Annotated in this window: 17 protein-coding genes; 8 read left to right on the top strand and 9 right to left on the bottom strand. The window is 63.2% G+C overall.

Translation table 11 applies throughout. The features are described from left to right. Positions 1-17: 17 nt before the first annotated feature. From QRN52_RS12160 to QRN52_RS12145, 4 genes are all read right to left on the bottom strand, one after another. Positions 18-680 carry an ABC transporter ATP-binding protein gene (locus QRN52_RS12160; RefSeq protein ID WP_284752977.1) on the bottom strand — a complete coding sequence of 221 codons (663 nt, stop codon included), beginning with the start codon at positions 678-680 and terminating at the stop codon, positions 18-20. After that, complete coding sequence (locus QRN52_RS12155) at positions 677-2,329, bottom strand: hypothetical protein (RefSeq protein WP_284752976.1); 1,653 nt, start codon at positions 2,327-2,329, stop codon at positions 677-679. The genes QRN52_RS12160 and QRN52_RS12155 overlap by 4 nt, the downstream gene beginning before the upstream one ends. A gap of 22 nt (positions 2,330-2,351) precedes the next feature. Next, positions 2,352-2,615, bottom strand: coding sequence for a hypothetical protein (locus QRN52_RS12150; protein ID WP_284752975.1), 264 nt, complete (start codon positions 2,613-2,615; stop codon positions 2,352-2,354). 872 nt (positions 2,616-3,487) lie between these two features. Then, a complete protein-coding gene (locus QRN52_RS12145) occupies positions 3,488-3,736 on the bottom strand; it encodes a hypothetical protein (RefSeq protein WP_284752974.1) in 249 nt (82 codons plus the stop codon). A gap of 597 nt (positions 3,737-4,333) precedes the next feature. Here QRN52_RS12145 and QRN52_RS12140 point away from each other — a divergent pair. The 7 genes from QRN52_RS12140 (at position 4,334) to bcp (ending at position 11,937) form a co-directional block, all read left to right on the top strand. After that, positions 4,334-5,137, top strand: coding sequence for a hydroxypyruvate isomerase family protein (locus QRN52_RS12140; RefSeq protein ID WP_284752973.1), 804 nt, complete (start codon positions 4,334-4,336; stop codon positions 5,135-5,137). A 116-nt stretch (positions 5,138-5,253) separates the two neighbouring features. After that, positions 5,254-6,132 (top strand): 2-hydroxy-3-oxopropionate reductase, encoded by an 879-nt coding sequence (locus QRN52_RS12135; protein ID WP_284752972.1) that lies wholly within the window; start codon positions 5,254-5,256, stop codon positions 6,130-6,132. Positions 6,133-6,278: 146 nt separating this feature from the next. Further along, positions 6,279-8,057, top strand: coding sequence for a glyoxylate carboligase (gcl, locus tag QRN52_RS12130; RefSeq protein ID WP_284752971.1), 1,779 nt, complete (start codon positions 6,279-6,281; stop codon positions 8,055-8,057). 23 nt (positions 8,058-8,080) lie between these two features. Then, positions 8,081-9,319: a glycerate kinase gene (locus QRN52_RS12125; protein ID WP_284752970.1), complete on the top strand. Its 1,239-nt coding sequence runs from the start codon at positions 8,081-8,083 to the stop codon at positions 9,317-9,319. After that, positions 9,312-10,673, top strand: a complete 1,362-nt coding sequence (gene allB / locus QRN52_RS12120; protein ID WP_284752969.1) for an allantoinase AllB — start codon at positions 9,312-9,314, stop codon at positions 10,671-10,673. The genes QRN52_RS12125 and allB overlap by 8 nt, the downstream gene beginning before the upstream one ends. A 9-nt stretch (positions 10,674-10,682) precedes the next feature. After that, the gene (locus QRN52_RS12115) at positions 10,683-11,402 is read left to right on the top strand and encodes a winged helix-turn-helix domain-containing protein (protein ID WP_284752968.1); all 720 of its coding nucleotides are present in this window, start codon (positions 10,683-10,685) and stop codon (positions 11,400-11,402) included. A gap of 67 nt (positions 11,403-11,469) precedes the next feature. Then, entirely contained in the window at positions 11,470-11,937 is a 468-nt protein-coding gene (gene bcp, locus QRN52_RS12110) for a thioredoxin-dependent thiol peroxidase (protein WP_078107485.1), read from the top strand. Between the two features lie 353 nt (positions 11,938-12,290). Here bcp and QRN52_RS12105 read toward each other — a convergent pair whose 3' ends face one another. The 5 genes from QRN52_RS12105 to QRN52_RS12085 all read right to left on the bottom strand — a co-directional run bounded on the left by QRN52_RS12105 (position 12,291) and on the right by QRN52_RS12085 (position 18,327). Continuing rightward, entirely contained in the window at positions 12,291-13,910 is a 1,620-nt protein-coding gene (locus QRN52_RS12105) for a zinc-binding metallopeptidase family protein (protein WP_284752967.1), read from the bottom strand. Between the two features lie 193 nt (positions 13,911-14,103). Next, positions 14,104-15,702, bottom strand: coding sequence for a thiamine pyrophosphate-binding protein (locus QRN52_RS12100; protein ID WP_284752966.1), 1,599 nt, complete (start codon positions 15,700-15,702; stop codon positions 14,104-14,106). Between the two features lie 23 nt (positions 15,703-15,725). Next, positions 15,726-16,484, bottom strand: coding sequence for an amino acid ABC transporter ATP-binding protein (locus tag QRN52_RS12095; protein WP_284752965.1), 759 nt, complete (start codon positions 16,482-16,484; stop codon positions 15,726-15,728). A 5-nt stretch (positions 16,485-16,489) separates the two neighbouring features. After that, positions 16,490-17,386 (bottom strand): amino acid ABC transporter permease, encoded by an 897-nt coding sequence (locus tag QRN52_RS12090; RefSeq protein ID WP_284752964.1) that lies wholly within the window; start codon positions 17,384-17,386, stop codon positions 16,490-16,492. After that, entirely contained in the window at positions 17,383-18,327 is a 945-nt protein-coding gene (locus tag QRN52_RS12085; protein WP_284752963.1) for an ABC transporter substrate-binding protein, read from the bottom strand. The genes QRN52_RS12090 and QRN52_RS12085 overlap by 4 nt, the downstream gene beginning before the upstream one ends. A 186-nt stretch (positions 18,328-18,513) precedes the next feature. On the opposite strand from QRN52_RS12085, the gene QRN52_RS12080 reads away from it, so the two are divergent. Then, the gene (locus QRN52_RS12080; RefSeq protein ID WP_284752962.1) at positions 18,514-19,194 is read left to right on the top strand and encodes a TetR/AcrR family transcriptional regulator; all 681 of its coding nucleotides are present in this window, start codon (positions 18,514-18,516) and stop codon (positions 19,192-19,194) included. Positions 19,195-19,226 lie beyond the last annotated feature (32 nt).

Genomic DNA, 19,226 nt, shown 5'->3' with positions numbered 1-19,226 from the left:
ACCTCGCTGCAAAGACTCTATTTCTGTTCAATGAGCAACTCCTTCATCGGAAGCTGACGGTGGGCCACACGCTGGAAGCCTTCGTCGTGCGAAGCGACGAGGACACCGCACCCGCCGGCGGCGCCTGTTCGCATGGCGTCCAGGATGGCTTCAGTATTTGTCGCGTCAAGACCCGAACTTGGTTCATCTGCCAGTAGTAGTGACGGTTGGTTGATCAGTGCGCGGCAAAATGCGACTCTTTGCTGCTGCCCGCCGGAAAGCCTCTTCGCTTGCCGGTTAGCGACCGCCGCAAGGCCGAAGCGATCCAACTGCGCCGTAATCGTTGCGCGTGTCATGGGCTGCCTGCTGGCAAGGAGAACATTTTCCAACGCTGTCAGTTCGGGCAACAGGTTGCTGCTCTGGAAAACCATTCCAATTTGGCTCGAGCGGACAAGGCTCGCCGTCCGCGACGATGCATTGGTTCTGTCGTCACCGTTGATCCACACTTTGCCGGCATCGGGGGTTGACAGAAGTCCGGAAATATTGAGGATCGTTGACTTCCCCGAACCTGACTCGCCCCGTAGCCAGACGATTTCACCAGCCTCAACGTTCAGGCTGATTCCAGAAAGGACCAACTGTCGAGTCCCGCGCTCATCTGCAAAAGACTTCGCGATCTCCTCAAGACGCAATACCGAGGTCACTTGTTCTCCCCGAAGTCGTACGCACCCGGGACCGCGATCATGGCGGCTGAAAGCGAGAGGCTACACGGTGACGCTTTGTCTGCTTCCATGCGATACAAGGACGGATAGTTTTCGCAGCCTTTCAGAGTCCGGAGTCCCTCGGCCGCCTTGTCGAAGTCGTTTGATCCAAGTCCGGAGCGACTTGCGTTCGTCATCGCGGTCAATGCCCGAAAATAGTTCAGGCCGTTTCCTTTGGGTGAACCGATGAGCTGCGGGAGCGCGGACTGGACGGCTGGAAACATTGATCTCACTTCCTCGCTGTTTGAGAAGTACATGGAGTTGGAGAGCGCCATCAGAGCTCCGGAGAGTAGATCTTCAACTCCGGGGTCTGCATCGAACGCCTCCAGTCGCCCCAACCGGGCACTGGGCTCAAGCTGCACCAGAACATCCACCAACTCGATGTACCCGCTGAGATTCGCGAAGGTCACGGTGTCCGGAAGCGCGGACCTCCCGCGGTCGATGACCGCACCGTAGCTCCCCCAGGACGAGGAGCCAGAGCGCTTAAGTGCCACAAGGGCCTTGAGTTGAGCGATCAGATCGGTTTCGGGCGTCTTCAATACCCGTTCCAGTTCATCTCGGGTTCGCTCACTTGCGAGCTCTGGGAAGTTCGTGTCGAGGAGCCTCGAGGCAAGATACGTCCCGTGGACCGACCCTTTGGCGAGAGTCGACGAACGGATAAGTCCTGTCTTCTGGTCGACCCGCGGTGCAATCCTGTCCTTGACAAGTCGTTGTGCCTCGTTCTGCGCGTCCAGCAATTTCAGGGAGCGCAGCATTGAGGCGATCAGCGCGTCATCATGCACCTGCTTTGAATCCAGAAGCCCAACGATATGGTCTTTAGCATCATTGGGAACGACGAGATCCTTTCTAAGAGTTGCTCTCGCTTCGAGAGCAGCTTGAAAGTCAAGGGTCGATTCATAGTCGTTAGGGAGCTTCTTGGAATCCACGGTTTTCAACGCTCGTTCCAGTTCGCTGGGTTTTTGCATTTGCAGAGCCGAATAGGAATCGAAGAGCCGCCAAAGAAGATAGGGCTTGTTCTTGATCGAGTTGACGTCAATGGATCCAAGCCGAACGAGCACTTCTTCCCGAAAGGACCTTCCACCGATCGCGGACCAACCTTGCATCCTTCCGATATCAACCCAAAACCAGAGCGCGGCGATCTCGGCGCCTACATCCTGCTGCTTCGGAGGAATCGCGGCATCAACCAGTCCCGCATCCAATTCGGCAGGCAAAGTTGCGCGAGCAGCCCTAAGCAACTTGAGCGCCGACCAGAGCGTCGGCAGGTCGGTCGAGGTCTGCCCGCTGAGCGCCTCGCGGACGGATCTATTGGCGTCGTCTGCGGCCAGCAGGTAGGAACCAAGGTCCGCGGAGTACAACGCGGTGGTGTACAGATCCCCGCGCTCTTTGTCCTCCCCTTCGGGCATCCTTATTAGGCCGTTGATTCCCTGGAGCTTCTTCAAGTCTTCTTGTATGGCAGAAACATCGTTAGTCGGCGCGGCGAGACCGGCACTGCAGGCAGGCAGGCAACGCAAAGCTACGGTTAGCGCCGCCAATAGTTTGGCGTTTCGTGTGTGCTGTAACTTTCGAAGGCATATACCCGGGCTTCTTTTCATTACTGCAGTGCCGATCTCTTCGCTATACGCGTGCGGAAGCAGTGCGCAAATTGCCGTAGTAGTAAGCAGTGGCCGCCACATCCGCACCTAGGTAGAACGCTCCCCAACCCATGCAGACAGTGCCGCTCAGATAGGATCCGCGGGCACCGTTACTGTTGGTCCACTGAAGTGTCGCGGGATTGCTGGTTCCGGATCCCGATACGTTGACACCCTTGATGCTGATGGACCCAACTCCGTACTGGTAGAAGGATGTCGTGTTGCGGATCCAGTTAGGTGATACGTTCATTACCGCCGATGAGGAAAAACTCCCACAACCGCCATTTGAAACCGACTGAATCCACATATTTGCCGTGATCGGTTGCCTGTTATCGAAATAGGCGGTACCCGATGCGCTTGTGGCCTGCGCACCCGAAGCCGTCCCAATTGCCATGAGTGTCGTCAGCACGCCTGCCGTAACTGCCTTCCTTACATTCCTAACCATTTTCATTCGATTCCCCATTTTCAATTACCGGTCTGTCTTGGAATTCCAACCGCTTTTCCGGCCAGACATGAATATCGAAGATGCTCTCCACCCTGAGCCGATCGCACGGAACTAGTCCGGGAGCGTGCTCGCGAGTCCGTTACTACAAGTACGGGGAGCCCGCTCTCGACCCCAGATCAGACACGCCACGAACAGGACCGCCGCCAGCGCGAGAACGAACAGCCTTCCCATCGCCGATGCCTAGAGCCGACTGACGGATTTGTTTTGGGTCTCCTCTGGATCGACGACGAGTGTCATGGTTCCAAGACAGATCGCGCCGATCGTCCAAAGCCATATCGGAATCGATCCGGGGAAGCTAACGGTCGACGCTCCCATGAAAACGCCACTGCCCATCCCGCTGATCGCGAACAGACCAGCATCGCGCTTCGGACTTCGCTTTGTTGTGAGCACTAGGACCAAGGCAACCGCGCCAAGAGCCAAGGAGGTCCAGGCAAGCGGTGGTGTCTTCGGTTGGTGAAGGAGCCCGACAATAGTGCTGCCAGCGACACACGCGAGCACGAAGACTGTGGCCGTCCTGCGGATGGTTGATGAAAAGATCACTATCGAACCCTTTCTCTGGGGGGCCCGAGCGGCCGTCGCAGGGAAGTTGGCTACGGCCCCTCGGGCGACCGGGGTGACTAGGGTTCGCATGCGCGTTCGCCTTGTTTGTAGGCTTCGAAGGCGTCTTTTCGGGCCCAGGAGGCAACAAGCGCTCCGTGGCATACGAATTCGATGCAAACCGCCGGGACGATAACCCAGCTCGACACGCCGGCTCTGGCGAATGCACCGAATATCACGACGATGAGCACGGCACTAGCTATGTTGAACCAGCGTCGACCCGGAGTTGCGTTCATTGCCGTCAGGAGTTCGTCTAGGTAATAGAGCATTTCGATCCATTCCGAAGACTGCTGTCACCAGCAATAACCGCTTGCGCATCGGCACGCCGCAGCCCTGATCGCAGCGGGCCCGGGATCGCAGTAGCACGGGCTGGCGTTGCCGCTAGGACTTCCCGAGCAATCGAGACGCGATTTATCATGAATCCCCCCAATCGATCTGTAGTTCCGATTGGAAATCGAAACTGATACGGGAAGGCTAAGGGCGAAAAAGCCGTCTCAGTGTAAAAAAGGGGAAACTCAGTGCTGGGAGACCCGAATCTCAGTGTGGAATCGGGCAATCTCCGTGTGGTCGGTGGCGCATCTCCGTGTAGATCGAGGGTGAGCACGTAGAGAGGTGTCTCAATCGGGCGGCGAGGCCAGAGTGGACTTCGCGCGCCACCCACCCCTCCCACCGCACCCAACGGCGCCACTTGGTATCCCAAACCCCCTCCCGACGGAACACCCCTTGACTCCCACCCTCTCCTTCCCTAAACTTTTCATAAAGCAGAATCTAAATTCCACAAAGCGGAAACTCGCCACGGCGAACTGGCCCACGAGAACAAGCCAAGAGGAAGATGGATCCCAAGCCCTCCCGGAAGGACACCTACGATGACGTACACAGTGAACTGCTCCATCCTCCTGACGGAGCTCCCCCTGCTCGAGCGCCCCGCGGCCGCGAAGGCTGCCGGCTTTGACGCCGTCGAATTCTGGTGGCCCTTTGAAACCTCCGTACCGTCGGACGCCCAGGTAACCGAGTTCGAGAACGCCATCAAGGACGCTGGCGTTCAGCTCACCGGCCTGAACTTCAACGCCGGCAACATGCCGGGCGGCGACCGCGGCCTGGTTTCCTGGCCCGCCCGCTCTTCCGAGTTCCTGGACAACATCGACGTTGTCGCGGGCATCGGCGAGCGACTCGGCTGCAAGGCCTTCAACGCCCTCTACGGCAACCGCGTGGACGGCGAATCGGCCGAGAAGCAGGACGCCATCGGCGCCGAAAACCTGGCCAGCGCCGCAGAAGGCGTCGCACGCATCGGCGGCACCGTCCTCCTCGAGCCTGTCAGCGGCGCCCCCAAGTACCCGCTCCTCAAGGCCGCCGACGCCCTCAAGGTGATTGCCCGCGTCAAGGAAGAATCCGGCGCCACGAACGTCAAGCTCCTCGCCGACTTCTACCACCTCGCAGTCAACGGGGACGACGTCGCAGCCGTCATCGAAAACCACGCCAAGGACTTCGGCCACATCCAGATCGCCGACAACCCCGGCCGCGGGGCTCCCGGAACCGGCGAGCTTCCCCTCGGCGAATGGATCGCCCGCAGCCGCGAACTCGGCTACGAAGGCTACATCGGCCTCGAATACAAGGAACCGCAGGAAACGGCGTTCAGCTGGGCCATCCGCCAGCGCGCCACCTCCCACTAGTCCCCGCCCAACTGGGTAGCAATTGATGTCGTTTAGAGCCCTCAAAACGACATCAACTGCGAGCTAGTTGGGTCCAGCACACCTGAGCTAAAACAAAGACTTCAGTAAGGAAAATCATGAGCAACGTTGCAGTTATCGGACTCGGAATCATGGGCCTCCCCATGGCCATCAACCTGGTCAAGGCCGGCCACACCGTCACCGGTTTCAACCGCAGCCAGGACAAGATCGACAAGCTCGTCTCCGAAGGCGGCAAGGGTGCCACGAGCATCGCAGACGCCGTCAAGGACGCCGACGTCGTCATCACCATGGTGCCGGACTCCCCCGACGTCGAAGGCGTCGTGAGCGGCCCGGACGGTGTCTTCGCCAACGCGAAGCAGGGCACCCTCTGGATCGACGCGAGCAGCATCCGCCCGGACGTCGCCGCCCGCCTCTCGGCAGACGCCGTCGCAGCCGGCATCCGCCCGCTCGACGCACCGGTTTCCGGTGGCGAACAGGGCGCCATCGACGCCGTCCTGTCCATCATGGTCGGCGGCGACGCAGCCGACTTCGAAGCAGCACAGGATGTCCTCAACGCCGTCGGCAAGACCATCGTCCACGTCGGCCCCTCCGGCTCCGGCCAGACCGTCAAGGCAGCGAACCAGCTGATCGTGGCCGTCAACATCGAGGTCCTCGGCGAGGCTATCGCCTTCCTTGAGGCCTATGGCGTGGACACCGACGCAGCCCTCAAGGTCCTCGGCGGCGGCCTGGCCGGCTCCAAGGTCCTCGACCAGAAGGGCCAGAAGATGCTCGACCGCAACTTCGACCCCGGCTTCCGCCTTGCCCTCCACCACAAGGACCTCGGCATCGTCACCTCAGCAGCCCGCGAAGCCAACGTCGCAATCCCGCTCGGCGCCGTCGTCGCACAGCTCGTCGCCGCCACTGTCAACCAGGGCGACGGCGGACTCGACCACTCCGGCCTCTTCAAGCAGGTCCTTCAGCTCAGCGGTCGCAAGTAAAGCCAAGCGCTAAGTAGGCCACCCGCCCCAAAGGGCGGAAACAAGCGAAAACCAGCAGCCGGCGTCGGGCACTTCCGACGCCGGCTCCCCCAGACACACCCAAAAATCCGCCCGTAGCGGGCACCAAAGCTTTCAAGGAGCACACCATGACGAAGATGCGCACTGTAGACGCAGCCGTCGCTATCTTGGCTAAGGAAGGCGCCATCGAGGCGTTCGGCCTGCCAGGCGCGGCAATCAACCCCTTCTATTCCGCGATGCGGGCACACGGCGGCATCCGCCACACCCTGGCCCGCCACGTTGAAGGCGCCAGCCACATGGCTGACGGCTACTCCCGTGCAGCGGACGGAAACATCGGTATCTGCATCGGCACCTCGGGCCCCGCAGGAACGGACATGATCACCGGCCTGTACGCAGCCTGGGCAGATTCCATCCCCATGCTCTGCATCACCGGCCAGGCCCCGGTTGCCAAGCTGCACAAGGAAGACTTCCAGGCCGTGGACATCGAGTCCATTGCCAAGCCGGTCACCAAGATGGCCATGACCATCCTGGAACCGGGCCAGGTTCCAGGCGCCTTCCAGAAGGCTTTCCAGCTGATGCGTTCCGGACGTCCCGGCCCGGTCCTGCTGGACCTGCCGTTCGACGTGCAGATGGCCGAGATCGAGTTCGACATCGACGCTTACGAGCCCATCGCCGTCGAGAAGCCGAAGGCCAGCCGCAAGCAGCTGGAAAAGGCACTGGACATGCTCACCGCAGCCGAGCGCCCGCTGATCGTCGCCGGTGGCGGCATCATCAACGCCGGTGCCTCCGCGCAGCTGGTTGAGCTGGCGGAGCTGCTGAACGTTCCGGTCATCCCCACCCTGATGGGCTGGGGCACCATCCCGGACGACCACGTGCTGATGGCAGGCATGGTGGGCCTGCAGACCTCGCACCGCTACGGCAACGAGACCATGCTGGCCTCGGACTTCGTCATCGGCATCGGCAACCGCTGGGCCAACCGTCACACGGGCGGCCTGGACACCTACACGGCCGGCCGCAAGTTCGTGCACATCGACATTGAGCCGACGCAGATCGGCCGCGTGTTCTCGCCGGACTTCGGTATCGCGTCCGACGCCGGTGCGGCGCTGGACGGGCTGATCGAGCTGGCACGCGAGCGCCAGGCCGCCAAGTCCCTGCCGGACTACTCCGCTTGGGTCGCCGAGTGCACCGCCCGCAAGGGTTCCCTGCAGCGCAAGACCCACTTCGAGAACGTCCCGATCAAGCCGCAGCGCGTGTACGAAGAGATGAACAAGGCCTTCGGCAAGGACACCACCTACGTGTCCACCATCGGCCTCTCGCAGATCGCCGGCGCACAGTTGCTGCACGTCTTCGGCCCGCGCAAGTGGATCAACGCCGGCCAGGCTGGCCCGCTGGGCTGGACCGCCCCGGCCGCCCTCGGCGTCGTTCGCGGCAAGCCGGACGAGACCGTTGTTGCCCTGTCCGGTGACTACGACTTCCAGTTCATGATCGAAGAGCTGGCCGTTGGCGCACAGTTCAACCTGCCGTACATCCACGTGGTGGTGAACAACTCGTACCTGGGCCTGATCCGCCAGTCGCAGCGCGGCTTCAACATGGAACAGAACGTGTCCCTGGCGTTCGAGAACATCAACTCCCCGGAAACCAACGGCTACGGCGTGGACCACGTCAAGGTTGCCGAAGGCCTGGGCTGCAAGGCGATCCGCGTGGAGAACCCGTCCGACCTGCCTGCCGCGTTCGACAAGGCCAAGGCACTCATGGACGAGTTCAAGGTTCCCGTGGTGGTCGAAGTGATCCTGGAAAAGGTCACCAACATCTCCATGGGTGTTGAAATCAACGGCGTGAACGAGTTCGAAGAGCTGGCCGAGCGCGGCGAAGACGCCCCCACTGCGATCATCGCCCTGCTGGACTAGTAAGTTACTGAAGGAGGTACGGAATGCGTGTGGTCATAGCCCCGGACAAGTTCAAGGGATCGCTGTCAGCTCCCGAGGTCGCCAGCCGCTTGAGCGCCGGACTGCGGGCAGGTTTCGCCGCTGGCCGCGCAGCGGCGAGTTTGCCAGCCGAGGGCTTTGAAACCACGCTCATTCCAGTGGCCGACGGCGGCGAGGGGACTCTCGACGCCGCCGTCGGCTCCGGCTTCACCCGCCGCAGCGCCACGGTCACCGGCCCCACGGGCCACCCGATCACGGCCGAATTCGCAGTTCGCGGCGAGGAAGCCGTCATTGAAATGGCGGCGGCCTCCGGACTCGCGGTACTGCCGGGCTTCGGCGACGGCAGCGCCCCGAACACCGAAACGGCCAAGAGCTCCACCAGCCTGGGTACGGGCGAACTCATCCGCGCCGCCCTGGACCTCGGCTGCCGGCACATCATCCTCGGCGTCGGCGGCAGTGCCAATACCGACGGCGGCGCCGGCGTGCTGCAAGGCCTCGGCGCAGTCCTCCTCGACGCCGAAGGTAACGAACTCCCCGGCGGCGGCGCGGCACTGGCCCGCTTGGACCGGATCGACTTCTCGAACCTCGATGTCCGTTTGGAAGCCACCGAGTTCGTCCTGGCGTCCGACGTCGACAATCCCCTTTTGGGCCGCACCGGCGCCGCCGCGATCTTCGGACCGCAGAAGGGCGCGACGCCGGACGACGTCGCCTCGCTCGACGCCGCCTTGGCCCACTTCGTCCAGGTCCTCGCCAACGAGATCGGCTCCGAAGCCCAGGACGCCGCACAGGCTCCGGGCGCAGGCGCGGCAGGCGGCGTCGGCTACATCGCGATCGCGGCGCTGGGCGCGGCACGCAGGCCGGGCATCGACGTCGTCCTCGAATTCACTGAACTCGAGCAGCGGCTGGCGGGCGCGGACCTGGTGATCACCGGCGAAGGCAGCCTCGACGAACAGAGCCTGCTCGGCAAAACGCCCATGGGCGTGGCGCGCGCAGCGGCGCGTTCCGGGATCCCTGTGATTGCCGTCTGCGGCCGCAGTACGCTGAGCCCGGAACAACTTTCGGAGTCCGGTTTCGAGTCGGTCCACGCATTGACCGAGCTCGAAGCCAATGTAGAGAAATGTATAGCTGAAGCAGGGCCGCTGCTTGAAGAATTGGGTAAGCACATCGGCGTGCGCCTCTCTGAAAAATCGGCACCCACCCATGAAGCAGCGCGAACCGAGACCAAGGAGCAACTCCATGTCTGAAGAAACCACCACAGCACACGGCCCGTTTGACCTGGTCATCCGCGGCCAGCGCATCCTCACCACCGCCGGCATCACCGCCCGCGAAGTCGGTGTCCGCAACGGCGTGATCGTCGCCATCGAGCCTTTGGGCAACGGCCTGCAGGGCGCCGAAGTCATCGAGCTCGGCGACGACGAAACCCTCATCCCCGGCCTCGTGGACACCCACGTGCACGTCAACGAGCCCGGCCGCACCGAGTGGGAAGGCTTCGCCTCCGCCACCCGCGCCGCAGCAGCCGGCGGCGTCACCACCATCATCGACATGCCGCTGAACTCCATCCCGCCCACCACCAACGTGGAAGGCCTCAAGCTCAAGCGCGAAGTTGCCGAGGACCAGGCCTTCGTGGACGTCGGATTCTGGGGCGGCGCCATTCCGGGCAACAAGAAGGACCTCCGCCCGTTGCACGACGAGGGCGTCTTCGGCTTCAAGTGCTTCCTCCTCCACTCGGGCGTGGACGAGTTCCCGCATCTCGACGCGGACGAGATGGAAGAGGACATGGCCGAGCTCAAGTCCTTCGACTCCCTCATGATCGTCCACGCCGAGGACTCCCACGCGATCGACCACGCACCCCACCCCGGCGGCGCACACTACTCCACGTTCCTTGCTTCCCGCCCCCGCGGCGCCGAGAACAAGGCGATCGCGGAGGTCATCGAAAGGGCCCGCTGGACCGGCGCGCGCGCCCACATCCTGCACCTCTCGTCGTCGGACGCGCTGCCCATGATCGCTTCGGCAAAGCGCGACGGCGTGCACCTCACCGTGGAGACCTGCCCGCACTACCTCACGCTCATGGCCGAGGAAATCCCCGACGGCGCCACCGCCTACAAGTGCTGCCCTCCCATCCGCGAGGCCTCCAACCGCGAGCTCCTCTGGCAAGGCCTGCAGGACGGTACGATCGACTGCATTGTCTCGGACCACTCGCCGTCGACGCTTGACCTGAAGGACCTGGAAAATGGCGACTTCGCAGTGGCCTGGGGCGGCGTTTCCTCGTTGCAGCTCGGGCTCTCGCTGATCTGGACCGAGGCACGGCACCGCGGCATCTCCCTCGAGCAGGTGGTGTCCTGGATGTCCGAGAAGCCCGCAGCCTTGGCCCGCCTGCACAACAAAGGCCAGCTCGCACTCGGCTACGACGCCGATTTCTCCATCTTCGCGCCCGACGACGCGTTCGTCGTCGACGTCAAGAAGCTCAAGCACAAGAACCCGATCACGCCGTACGACGGCAAGGCGCTCTCCGGCGTCGTACGCAAAACGTACCTGCGTGGCAGCGAGATCGACGGCCGGACGCCCAGCGGCAAGCTGATTCGCCGCGGCGGCGTGTAAGGCCAAGCCATGGCCGTCAACGTCCATGCCCCGTACGGGCAACTGCCCGCACGGCTCAACGCCTCGCGGCATCAGCCCGCCCCCCGGCCTTCCGGGCTTCGGCCCGGACTGGTTCGGCCCGGGATGCTTCCGCGCGGCCTGGCCGTGTGGGTACAGCCCGGCGAAGGCCACGAGATCGATCCCGAGGTTTGGGCCCGGGCCGCGGAAGCGGTCCTGGCCCGGGCCCGCAAACTTGCTCCGGGGGCGGAAGTCCTCCTTTGGCCCGCCGCCGGAGCTGCAACGTCCGATGATTCTTCCGGCGTGTCCGACGGTGCTGAGACGTCCGACGCCGGTTCGGCGTCGGAAGCGCCCGACGCCGGAAACCGCCCCGCCGCTGCCAACCCGCCTGTGTCCCTCGCCGGCCGACGCAGCACCGTGGCAGTGGACCTGGCCGCGAACACCGTCCTCCTCGATGGGGTCCCTGTCAGCTTCACGGCAATGGAACACAGCCTCCTCCGCTACCTCGTGGAAAACCTGTCCCGACCCATCCCACGTGAAGAATTGCAACGTTTTCTGGAGTCACTTGACTGTCCCGGCGCGGCATTTCGGTCCATCGACGTGTATGTTGGACGCGTCCGGCGCAAGCTGGGCTCAGCCCGCCATGTCATCGCCACAGTGCGTGGAGGCGGCTACCAGTTCGTGCCCGGACCAGGCTCTACAGTTCGCGGACCCGCGGAATACTGCATCTAGGCAGCCCGTTACACCTATAGATTGATCGCCGGCCACGGCGGTTGCCCGACAAGTCAAGGATCGCAACATGACCCAGAAACTCCTCGCCGGAACCCAGGCCCCCGATTTCGCGTTGCTTAACTCCGAAGGCCAGAAGGTCTCGCTGTCCGATTACCGCGGACGGAACGTCATCGTGTACTTCTACCCGGAAGCCGCCACCCCCGGCTGCACCACCGAGGCCTGCGACTTCCGCGACAGCCTGTCCAGCCTGCAGTCCTCCGGATACGAAGTCCTGGGCATCTCGCCCGATGCCCCGGAAAAGATCGCACACTTCGCCGGCGACTATTCCCTGACCTTCCCGCTCCTCTCCGACGAAGACCACGCCGTGGCCCTCGCCTACGGTGCCTGGGGCGAGAAGCTCGTGAACGGCGAAGTGGTAGACGGACTGGTCCGCTCCACCGTAGTGCTCGACGGCGAGGGCAAGGTCAAGCTGACCCAGTACCAAGTCAAGGCCCAAGGCCACGTAGCAGCCCTGAAGGCCGAACTCGGCCTGTGACGCTCGCTCACATATCGGGCCGTCCGGCGTGACGCCCGCTCACATATGACGGCTCCCGGCCCGACGCTCGCCCACATATGACGGCTCCCGGGCCGACGGTCGCTCACATATAACGGCTCCCGGCCCGACGCTCGCTCACCTATAACGGCTCCCGGGCGGACGCCCGCTCACAAGTAACGGCTCCCGGCCCGACGCCCGCTCACAAGTAACGGCTCCCGGCCCGACGCCCGCTCACAAAAGTGGTCAAATAGTGAATCCTCCAGCAGCTCATCTGCTGGAGGATTCCGCTATTTTCCGGCCATATGTGAGCGAGCGTTTGGGATTTGGCCGTCATACGTGAGCGAGCGTCAGAGTTAGTTGCTGCCGGCAGTATTCCACGCCTCTTCGGACACGGGGATCCACCACTCGCGGGCCTTGCCTGTCCCGATGTATTCAGGCCAGCGGAAATCCGTCGGCGCGCTGAAATCGGCAGGAAGCAGCGGCGCCACGGCACCGCGGCGGCGCTTCTCGGCGTCGAACTCTGCCTTTGCCTTCGCCAGCACGTCCGGAGAAGTCAGCAGGTCCAGCACCATGCCGGCAATCATCTTGCCCGTCGCCGTGATGGTGGGGTCGATCGTCTCCGGCATTCCGCCCATCGCGGTCATGGCCCAGCCCGGGTATGGAGTACCTTTCTCGTCCGGCGCCAAGGTGGGCCGCGCCGTATAGAAGCGGATGGTGGGTGCGTACCAAGTCATTTCAACGTAGTCATCGCTGGTCCAGTTCTGCTGGGTTGCCGGGATGTGCCGGCGCAGCTCTGCTTCGGCGCCCTGCGGGGTGATGAGCTCGGCCGTTGCCGGATGGAACGGATTTTCCATGGGTTCCACTCCACACGAGGCTTGGATCTCTCGTCCGATCTTCCGGGCCCGCTCATCCAAAACCGGCGCGCCAACAGCGGCGATGTTCTCCCAGGCCACCTGCGCGACGGTGTGGTTCGCGATGCCCGGACGGTTGCGCGCCACCCAGCGCGAACTAACGCTGCAATGCGATGCGGCCGCGGCGAGTTCCGCGTTGCGATCCAGCACGGCGAGCACGGAGTCGGCCTCGGCGAGGCCCGGGCAGCGCCAGGAGTACTGGATCTGGGCGAGTCCCGCAGGCTGGTTGTCCGCCGTCGCCTGCCCGGCGGTGAGGATCGCTTCCGACAACGACCAGCCACCCGCCTGCGGCAGCATCGAATCCTGCGTCGTCTTGGTCAGCGAGAACATCGTGAACAGCGCGGCGTCCGCTCCGGGAGCCCGGGCGGCGGAGTGCGACGACGGGATGGGACTGTCGCCGTAGGTGTTGTTCCAGCCCTCCGGGCTGTCGCACGTGAAAGTGTAGATCTTGCTGTAGTACGAGCCGCAGTGAGTGTCCCAACGCGCGGTGTTGCACAGGGGCATCATGTAGAACGGGTGGTACGAGATGATGGCGTCCAGATTGTCGTAGTAGCCGCGGAGGCCGTGAACAACCTTGGATCCCTGGACCTTTTCGGCCGGCTCGCCCGTGTAGACCAGGGTGCCCGGAATGTTATGCCGCTCCATTGCATCTTTCGCCGCGAGGAAGCCCGCGAGCGTCGAGATGCCCAAGGCGGAATGCGGATCCGTATGGCCCGGGGCGAAGCGCGACATGCCGGTTCGTGGTTCCCTCTTAGTGGACGCTGCCTGGCAATTGCCCGGGATGGCATCGTATTCGGCATAGCCAAGGATCCGAGCGCCGGGACCGGCGGGGCTTGTCCACTCGGCGGCGAATGCGGTGGGCATGCCCCCGCTGCCTTCCTCCACGGTAAAGCCATGTTCTCGCAGCGTCCTGACGTACCAGGCGCAGGACTCGTACTCGCGCCAGGCTGGTTCGGCCAGTTCCCAAATATTCGTGTGCCAGGCGGAAAGCTGCTCTTTCTGCTGTTCCACCCACTCCCATGCAGTGCCCTTCAACTCAGCATTCTTGACCATCTCGCTCATCGTGTTCCTTCCTAAAGTCATGCAGATCCAAAACCGTTCCGCCCCACGCGCTCGCCCCCGGGAGACCCTCGCTCACATATAGGGGCTTCCCACCGGTCGCTCGCTCACTTACTTAAGGAAAGTGAGCGAGCATCCGCCCAAAGGGCGTCGTAAGTGAGCGAGCGTCGCAAGGGGGGTGGGGGCGTTGTGGGGGCTAATCGATGCTCACGTGGATGAGGCTGGGCCCCTTGACGGCGAGCGCCTGGGTCACAATCCCAGCGAGCTCGTCGAGGGATTCCACGTTGAACGCCGTCAGTCCGAAGCCTTCAGCCAGCCGCACCCAGTCCGGCTGCGCCAGGTTCACGCCGACCGGAGCGAGGTCCCGATCCTCCATGTTCTGCCGGATTTCGCCGTAGCCGCCGTTATTGACGCAAATGATGGGCAGGTCCACGCCCTGTTCCACAGCGGTGATGAACTCCTGTACGGCGAACATGAGCGCGCCGTCGCCGATCAACCCCACCACCGGACGATCCGGATCGGCCACCTTCGCGCCAATCGCGGCCGGCAGTCCATATCCCAACGTGGCGTACGCAGGCGTGTACAAGAGCTGATGCGGCTTCTGAACGGGGAAGAAGGACGTGGTTCCGAAATAGGTGACCTGCGAGGAATCGCCCGCAATAACGGTGTCGGCCGGCAGCGTGGCCGCGAGGATCTCGTTGATCCGTGCCAGCGCGGGCGCCATGGAACGGGCTTCCGTCCGCAGTTCGGCGCGCAAAGGGTCGAGTTCCGGGGCGGAGGCGGGCTCATGTCCGGCGAGCGCTTCGAGCAGTTGGGGTACGACGGCGGACGCGTTGCCAAGGAGCTCAACATCCGGCGCAACGTTGCACTGCAGTTGGGCGGGGTCGATGTCGATCCGGATGCACGAACCCTGCGGCACGATCTTGCCGCCCCACAGCTCCGATTCGCCCACCTTGGAGCCGATCACCAGCAGCGCGTCGGAAGCGTTGCACAGGTCTTGCGCCGCTGCCAGCCGGATTTCCGAACCGAGGGACAAAGGGTGGGCTTCGGGAATAGCGCCCTTGCCATTGATCGTGGTCACCACAGGGGCTTGCAGGAGTTCTGCAAGTTCGAGCAGCGCGCCGCCGGTTCCCAGCGAGCCGCCCCCGGCGAGGATCACCGGGCTGGAAGCGCGCCGGAGGATGTCCGCGGCGGTGGCGACGGCGTCGTCGGCTGCTGTTTTCGGCGCACCCAAGGGGCGGGCCTCAAGCACGGCGGTGTCGACGTCGGACGCCCCCTCCAGGACGTCCAGCGGGATCTCGATGTGGACGGGACGCGGCCGCCCGTGTGCGAAGAAGGCAAAGGCTTCGTGGATCAGCTCCACGGCTTCGCTGCCGCTGGACACACGCGTGCTGCGCCCGATCAGGGCGCGGACGGCGCCGGTGGGGTCCTTGGTTTCGTGCAGCAGACCGATGTCCGAAAACTCGCTGCCGCGCGGCGCGCCCGGGGACAGAATGATCATGGGCCGGGACTCGCAATACGAGGTGGCCGCAGCGGACATCGCGTTCAGCAGTCCGGGCCCGGACGTGGTGATCACGACGCCGGGAAGCCCCTTGAGCTGGCTCCATCCGTCGGAGCCGTACCCGGCTCCTTGCTCGTGGCGGGTGGTGACGGGGCGGATGCCGAGCGGCTCAAGGTGCCGATAGAACTCGAGGTTGTGGGTGCCGGGGATCCCGAAGATCGCGTCGATCCCGTAGTTCCGCAGCGTGGTCATGACGGCGAGGCCGACGTTGTTGGTGGGGATGGAACTGGTCAAGGTTGGAGTCCTTAAATCGTGGCCTAGAGAACTTTGGAGAGGAACGCCTTTGTTCGCTCGTGTTGGGGTCGGGAGATGATCTCGTTGGGATCGCCGGCTTCGACAATGACGCCGCTGTCCATGAATGCCACGACGTCGGCCACTTCGCGGGCGAAGCCCATCTCATGGGTCACCACGATCATGGTCATGCCGTCGCGCGCCAGGGCTTTCATGACGTCCAGGACTTCGCCGACGAGTTCGGGGTCGAGCGCGGAGGTGGGCTCGTCGAAGAGCATCAGGTCGGGCTTCATGGACAGCGCCCGGGCAATCGCGACTCGCTGTTGCTGGCCGCCGGAGAGCTGGGCCGGATAGTGGCCCGTGCGGTCGGCAAGGCCCACCTTCGCCAGGAGCTCACGTGCTTCGGCCTCGGCTTGGGCCTTGGGTACCTTGAGGAGTTTGACGGGACCCATCATCACGTTTTCGAGGGCTGTCATGTGGCCGAAGAGGTTGAATGACTGGAACACCATGCCAATGCGGGAACGTCGCTTGTTGATGTCCTTCTGGTGGGCTTCGATGAGCCTGTCGCCGTGGACTTCGTAGCCGATCATGCGCCCACCTACCAGGATGGTTCCGGAGCTCGTGGTTTCGAGGTGGTTGACGCAGCGGAGCAGCGTGGACTTGCCCGATCCGGAGGGGCCGATCAGGCACGCCACTTGTCCCGATTCGACCGTGAAGTTGATGCCTTTGAGGACCTCCATGCCGGAGAAATCCTTGTGCACGTTGAGGAACTGGACTTCAGACATTGCAGCTACGCCTTTCGTGCCTGGATGGTGTTGCCGCGGGAGTACCGCTTCTCAATGCGGGCCTGGACGAGCGAGAGGATGGTGGTGAGCAGGATGTACCAGAGGCTCGCAACGATCAGGAGGGGGATCTGCTGGAGGTTGCGGGCGTAGATCTGTTGGGTGTTGTAGAGCAAATCCCCGACGCCGATCACGATCACCAGCGACGTGGTCTTGAGCATGGAGATCGTCTCGTTGCCTACCGGCGGAAGGATGATCTTCATGGCCTGCGGGATGACCACGTGGCGCAGGGTTTCCATCCGGCTGAAGCCCATGGCGTGGGAGGCCTCGGATTGTCCCGCGGGAACACCCATCAGTCCTGCACGAACGATTTCGGCCATGTAGGCGCCTTCGTTCAAGCCCAAGCCCAGGATGCCGGCCACGAACAGCGGCAGGACATCGTTGGTGTTCCATTCCACCAGCATGGGACCGCCCGGGATCCCGATGCCGATGGTCGGAAAAAGCACCGCGGCGAAGCCCCAAAAGAGCATCTGCACCAGGAGCGGAGTGCCGCGGAAGAACCAGATGTAGGCGCCGGCCACGCCGCGGAGGAGCACGTTGTCGGACATCCGCATGACCGCGATCACCAGGCCGATCACGAGTCCCAGGACCATGGCAATGACCGTGAGTTCGATCGTGGTCAGGAGGCCGTCGAGGATGCGGACATCGAACAGGTACTTGGCCACGGTGGGCCAGCCGAAGCCGGGGTTGGTCACAATGACGTACGCGCCCATGAGTGCGAACAGTCCAACCACCACCATGGCGATCAGTTGCCCGGGCCGTTTGCGCTTGAGGACAGGCCGCGACGCCAGCTCCGCGAAGTCATGCCGTGCTTCGGCGGTGCTCGGCAGCTCAGACACGGTCATGACCCCACCGTCGGGTTGACCTCGGACTTGGTGATGATGCCGGACTTGAGGTTCCAGGCATCCATGATCTTGGCGTAAGTGCCGTCGTCCATGAGCGACTGGACCGCGGCCTGGAATGCCTTGGACAGGCCGCCGTCGTCCTTGGGGCTCACGACGCCGGACAGGGACGGTTCCACGAGGATGGAGTCCACGGAGGTGAAGGCGTCCGGCTGCAGCTGGGCGTAGTACCCGGTCAGCGCATTGTCGGCCACGAGTGCCTGGGCGCGGCCCGATGCCACGGCTTGGTTGACGTTGTCTTGCTGGGGCAACAGGAGGGAAACAGGCTTGTCCTTGCCGGCGTCGGCACACTTCTTATCAAAGGAGGGGAGCACGTTCAGGGCCTGGGTTGTCCCGGTCTGGGCAGCGACGGTCTTGCCGCAGAGGTCCAGCTCGGACTTGATGCCCAGCGGATTGCCCTTTTTGACCATGACGGACGTTCCTCCGCGCATGTAGCTGACCATGTTGACCTTGTCCTTGCGCTCCTCCGTGATGGAAAACGCTGCCCAGGAGGCGTCGTAGCGCCGGGCTTCGATACCGGCGAGGATGCCGTTGAAGTCGGCCTTTTCGATGTTGATCGAGACGCCCATCTTCTTCGCGACGGCCAAGGCCATGTCCGGCTCCAGTCCGACGATCTTGCCATTGTCGTCGGTGAAGTCGATCGGGGCGTAGGTGGGGTCCGTGACGAGGGTCAACGAGCCCTTGCTCTTGATCGCGGCCGGAAGGAGCGCCTGAACCTTGGAATCTGTTTGCACGGCCTGCGCGAGTTCCTGGCCGCTCTGGCTGCTTTGGCCGCTCGCCGATGCGTTGCCGGATACAGTAGCGGCCGCACCTTCGGTGTTGGAGCAAGCCGTTGTCAACGCCAGGAAACTGATGGCTGCCGCTGCAACGAGCGAGCTTTTCACGCCTTTGCGCATCATTTGTGAATCTCCGGTTCGAGTCGGGTTGAAATAACAATATGTTCAACTTATTGTGAGATGAGTAACAACGCGTGTCAAGGGACCATGGCAACATCGTGGAGAGATGACTACGGGCACCCACAAGGCGCCCCAACTGGACCAGCGCGACCAGACAAACGAAGGAGCAACGGCATGAGCGAGACAAACCCGGGCCGCCGCACGCGAAGCGTCACGGCGGAGGCCATGGCAGAACGCCGGCAGAGCATTCTGCAGCACGCCTCGCAGGTAATCTCCCGCGAGGGTGTGGAGGGCTGCTCCTTCGCCGAACTGTCGGAAGCTTCGGGTTTCAGCATCGGCATGATCCAGCACTATTTCCGGCACCGGGAACGGCTCATTGGCGCCGCGGTTGAGTACCGGATCGACGAATCCCTCGCCGAATGGCAGCGCATCTACGATCACGGCAGAAACGCCGTGGAACGCCTGCACGACCTCTTGACGTTCTCCATCCAGAGCGACACCCCGTTCGAAGAAGCCTGGGGCTTCTGGCTGCAGATATACGCCGCTGCCCACAAGAACTCAGAGATCAGGGAAAGCGTCGCAGCAGTCTGGACTTCATGGCGGGGCTTGTTCGTCCGGGCGCTCGAGGAGGCGGTGGACGAGAAACTGCTCCAACCGGCCCTCGATATCGACGAAGTGGCTACCTTGCTTCTGGCCACGATCGATGGCCTCGCGATCCAGTCCTTGAACGGGGTCCACAGCTTCTCACCTGCGGAGATGATCGAGACCCTGCACCGCTTTGCCGCCCGGGAGTTCGGCATCGACGCCGACGAATTCATCCATAAGAAGCGCTCCAAACTCGTGGACGCGCACTAAGACGCGCGCCAACTCGCGCCGGGAGAAGGTGC

The organism is Arthrobacter sp. efr-133-R2A-120, assembly GCF_030209835.1.
In the GTDB taxonomy this organism is placed as follows: domain Bacteria; phylum Actinomycetota; class Actinomycetes; order Actinomycetales; family Micrococcaceae; genus Arthrobacter.
Note: the sequence above shows the minus strand (reverse complement) of the source record. Positions and strands in the feature narration are given on the sequence as shown.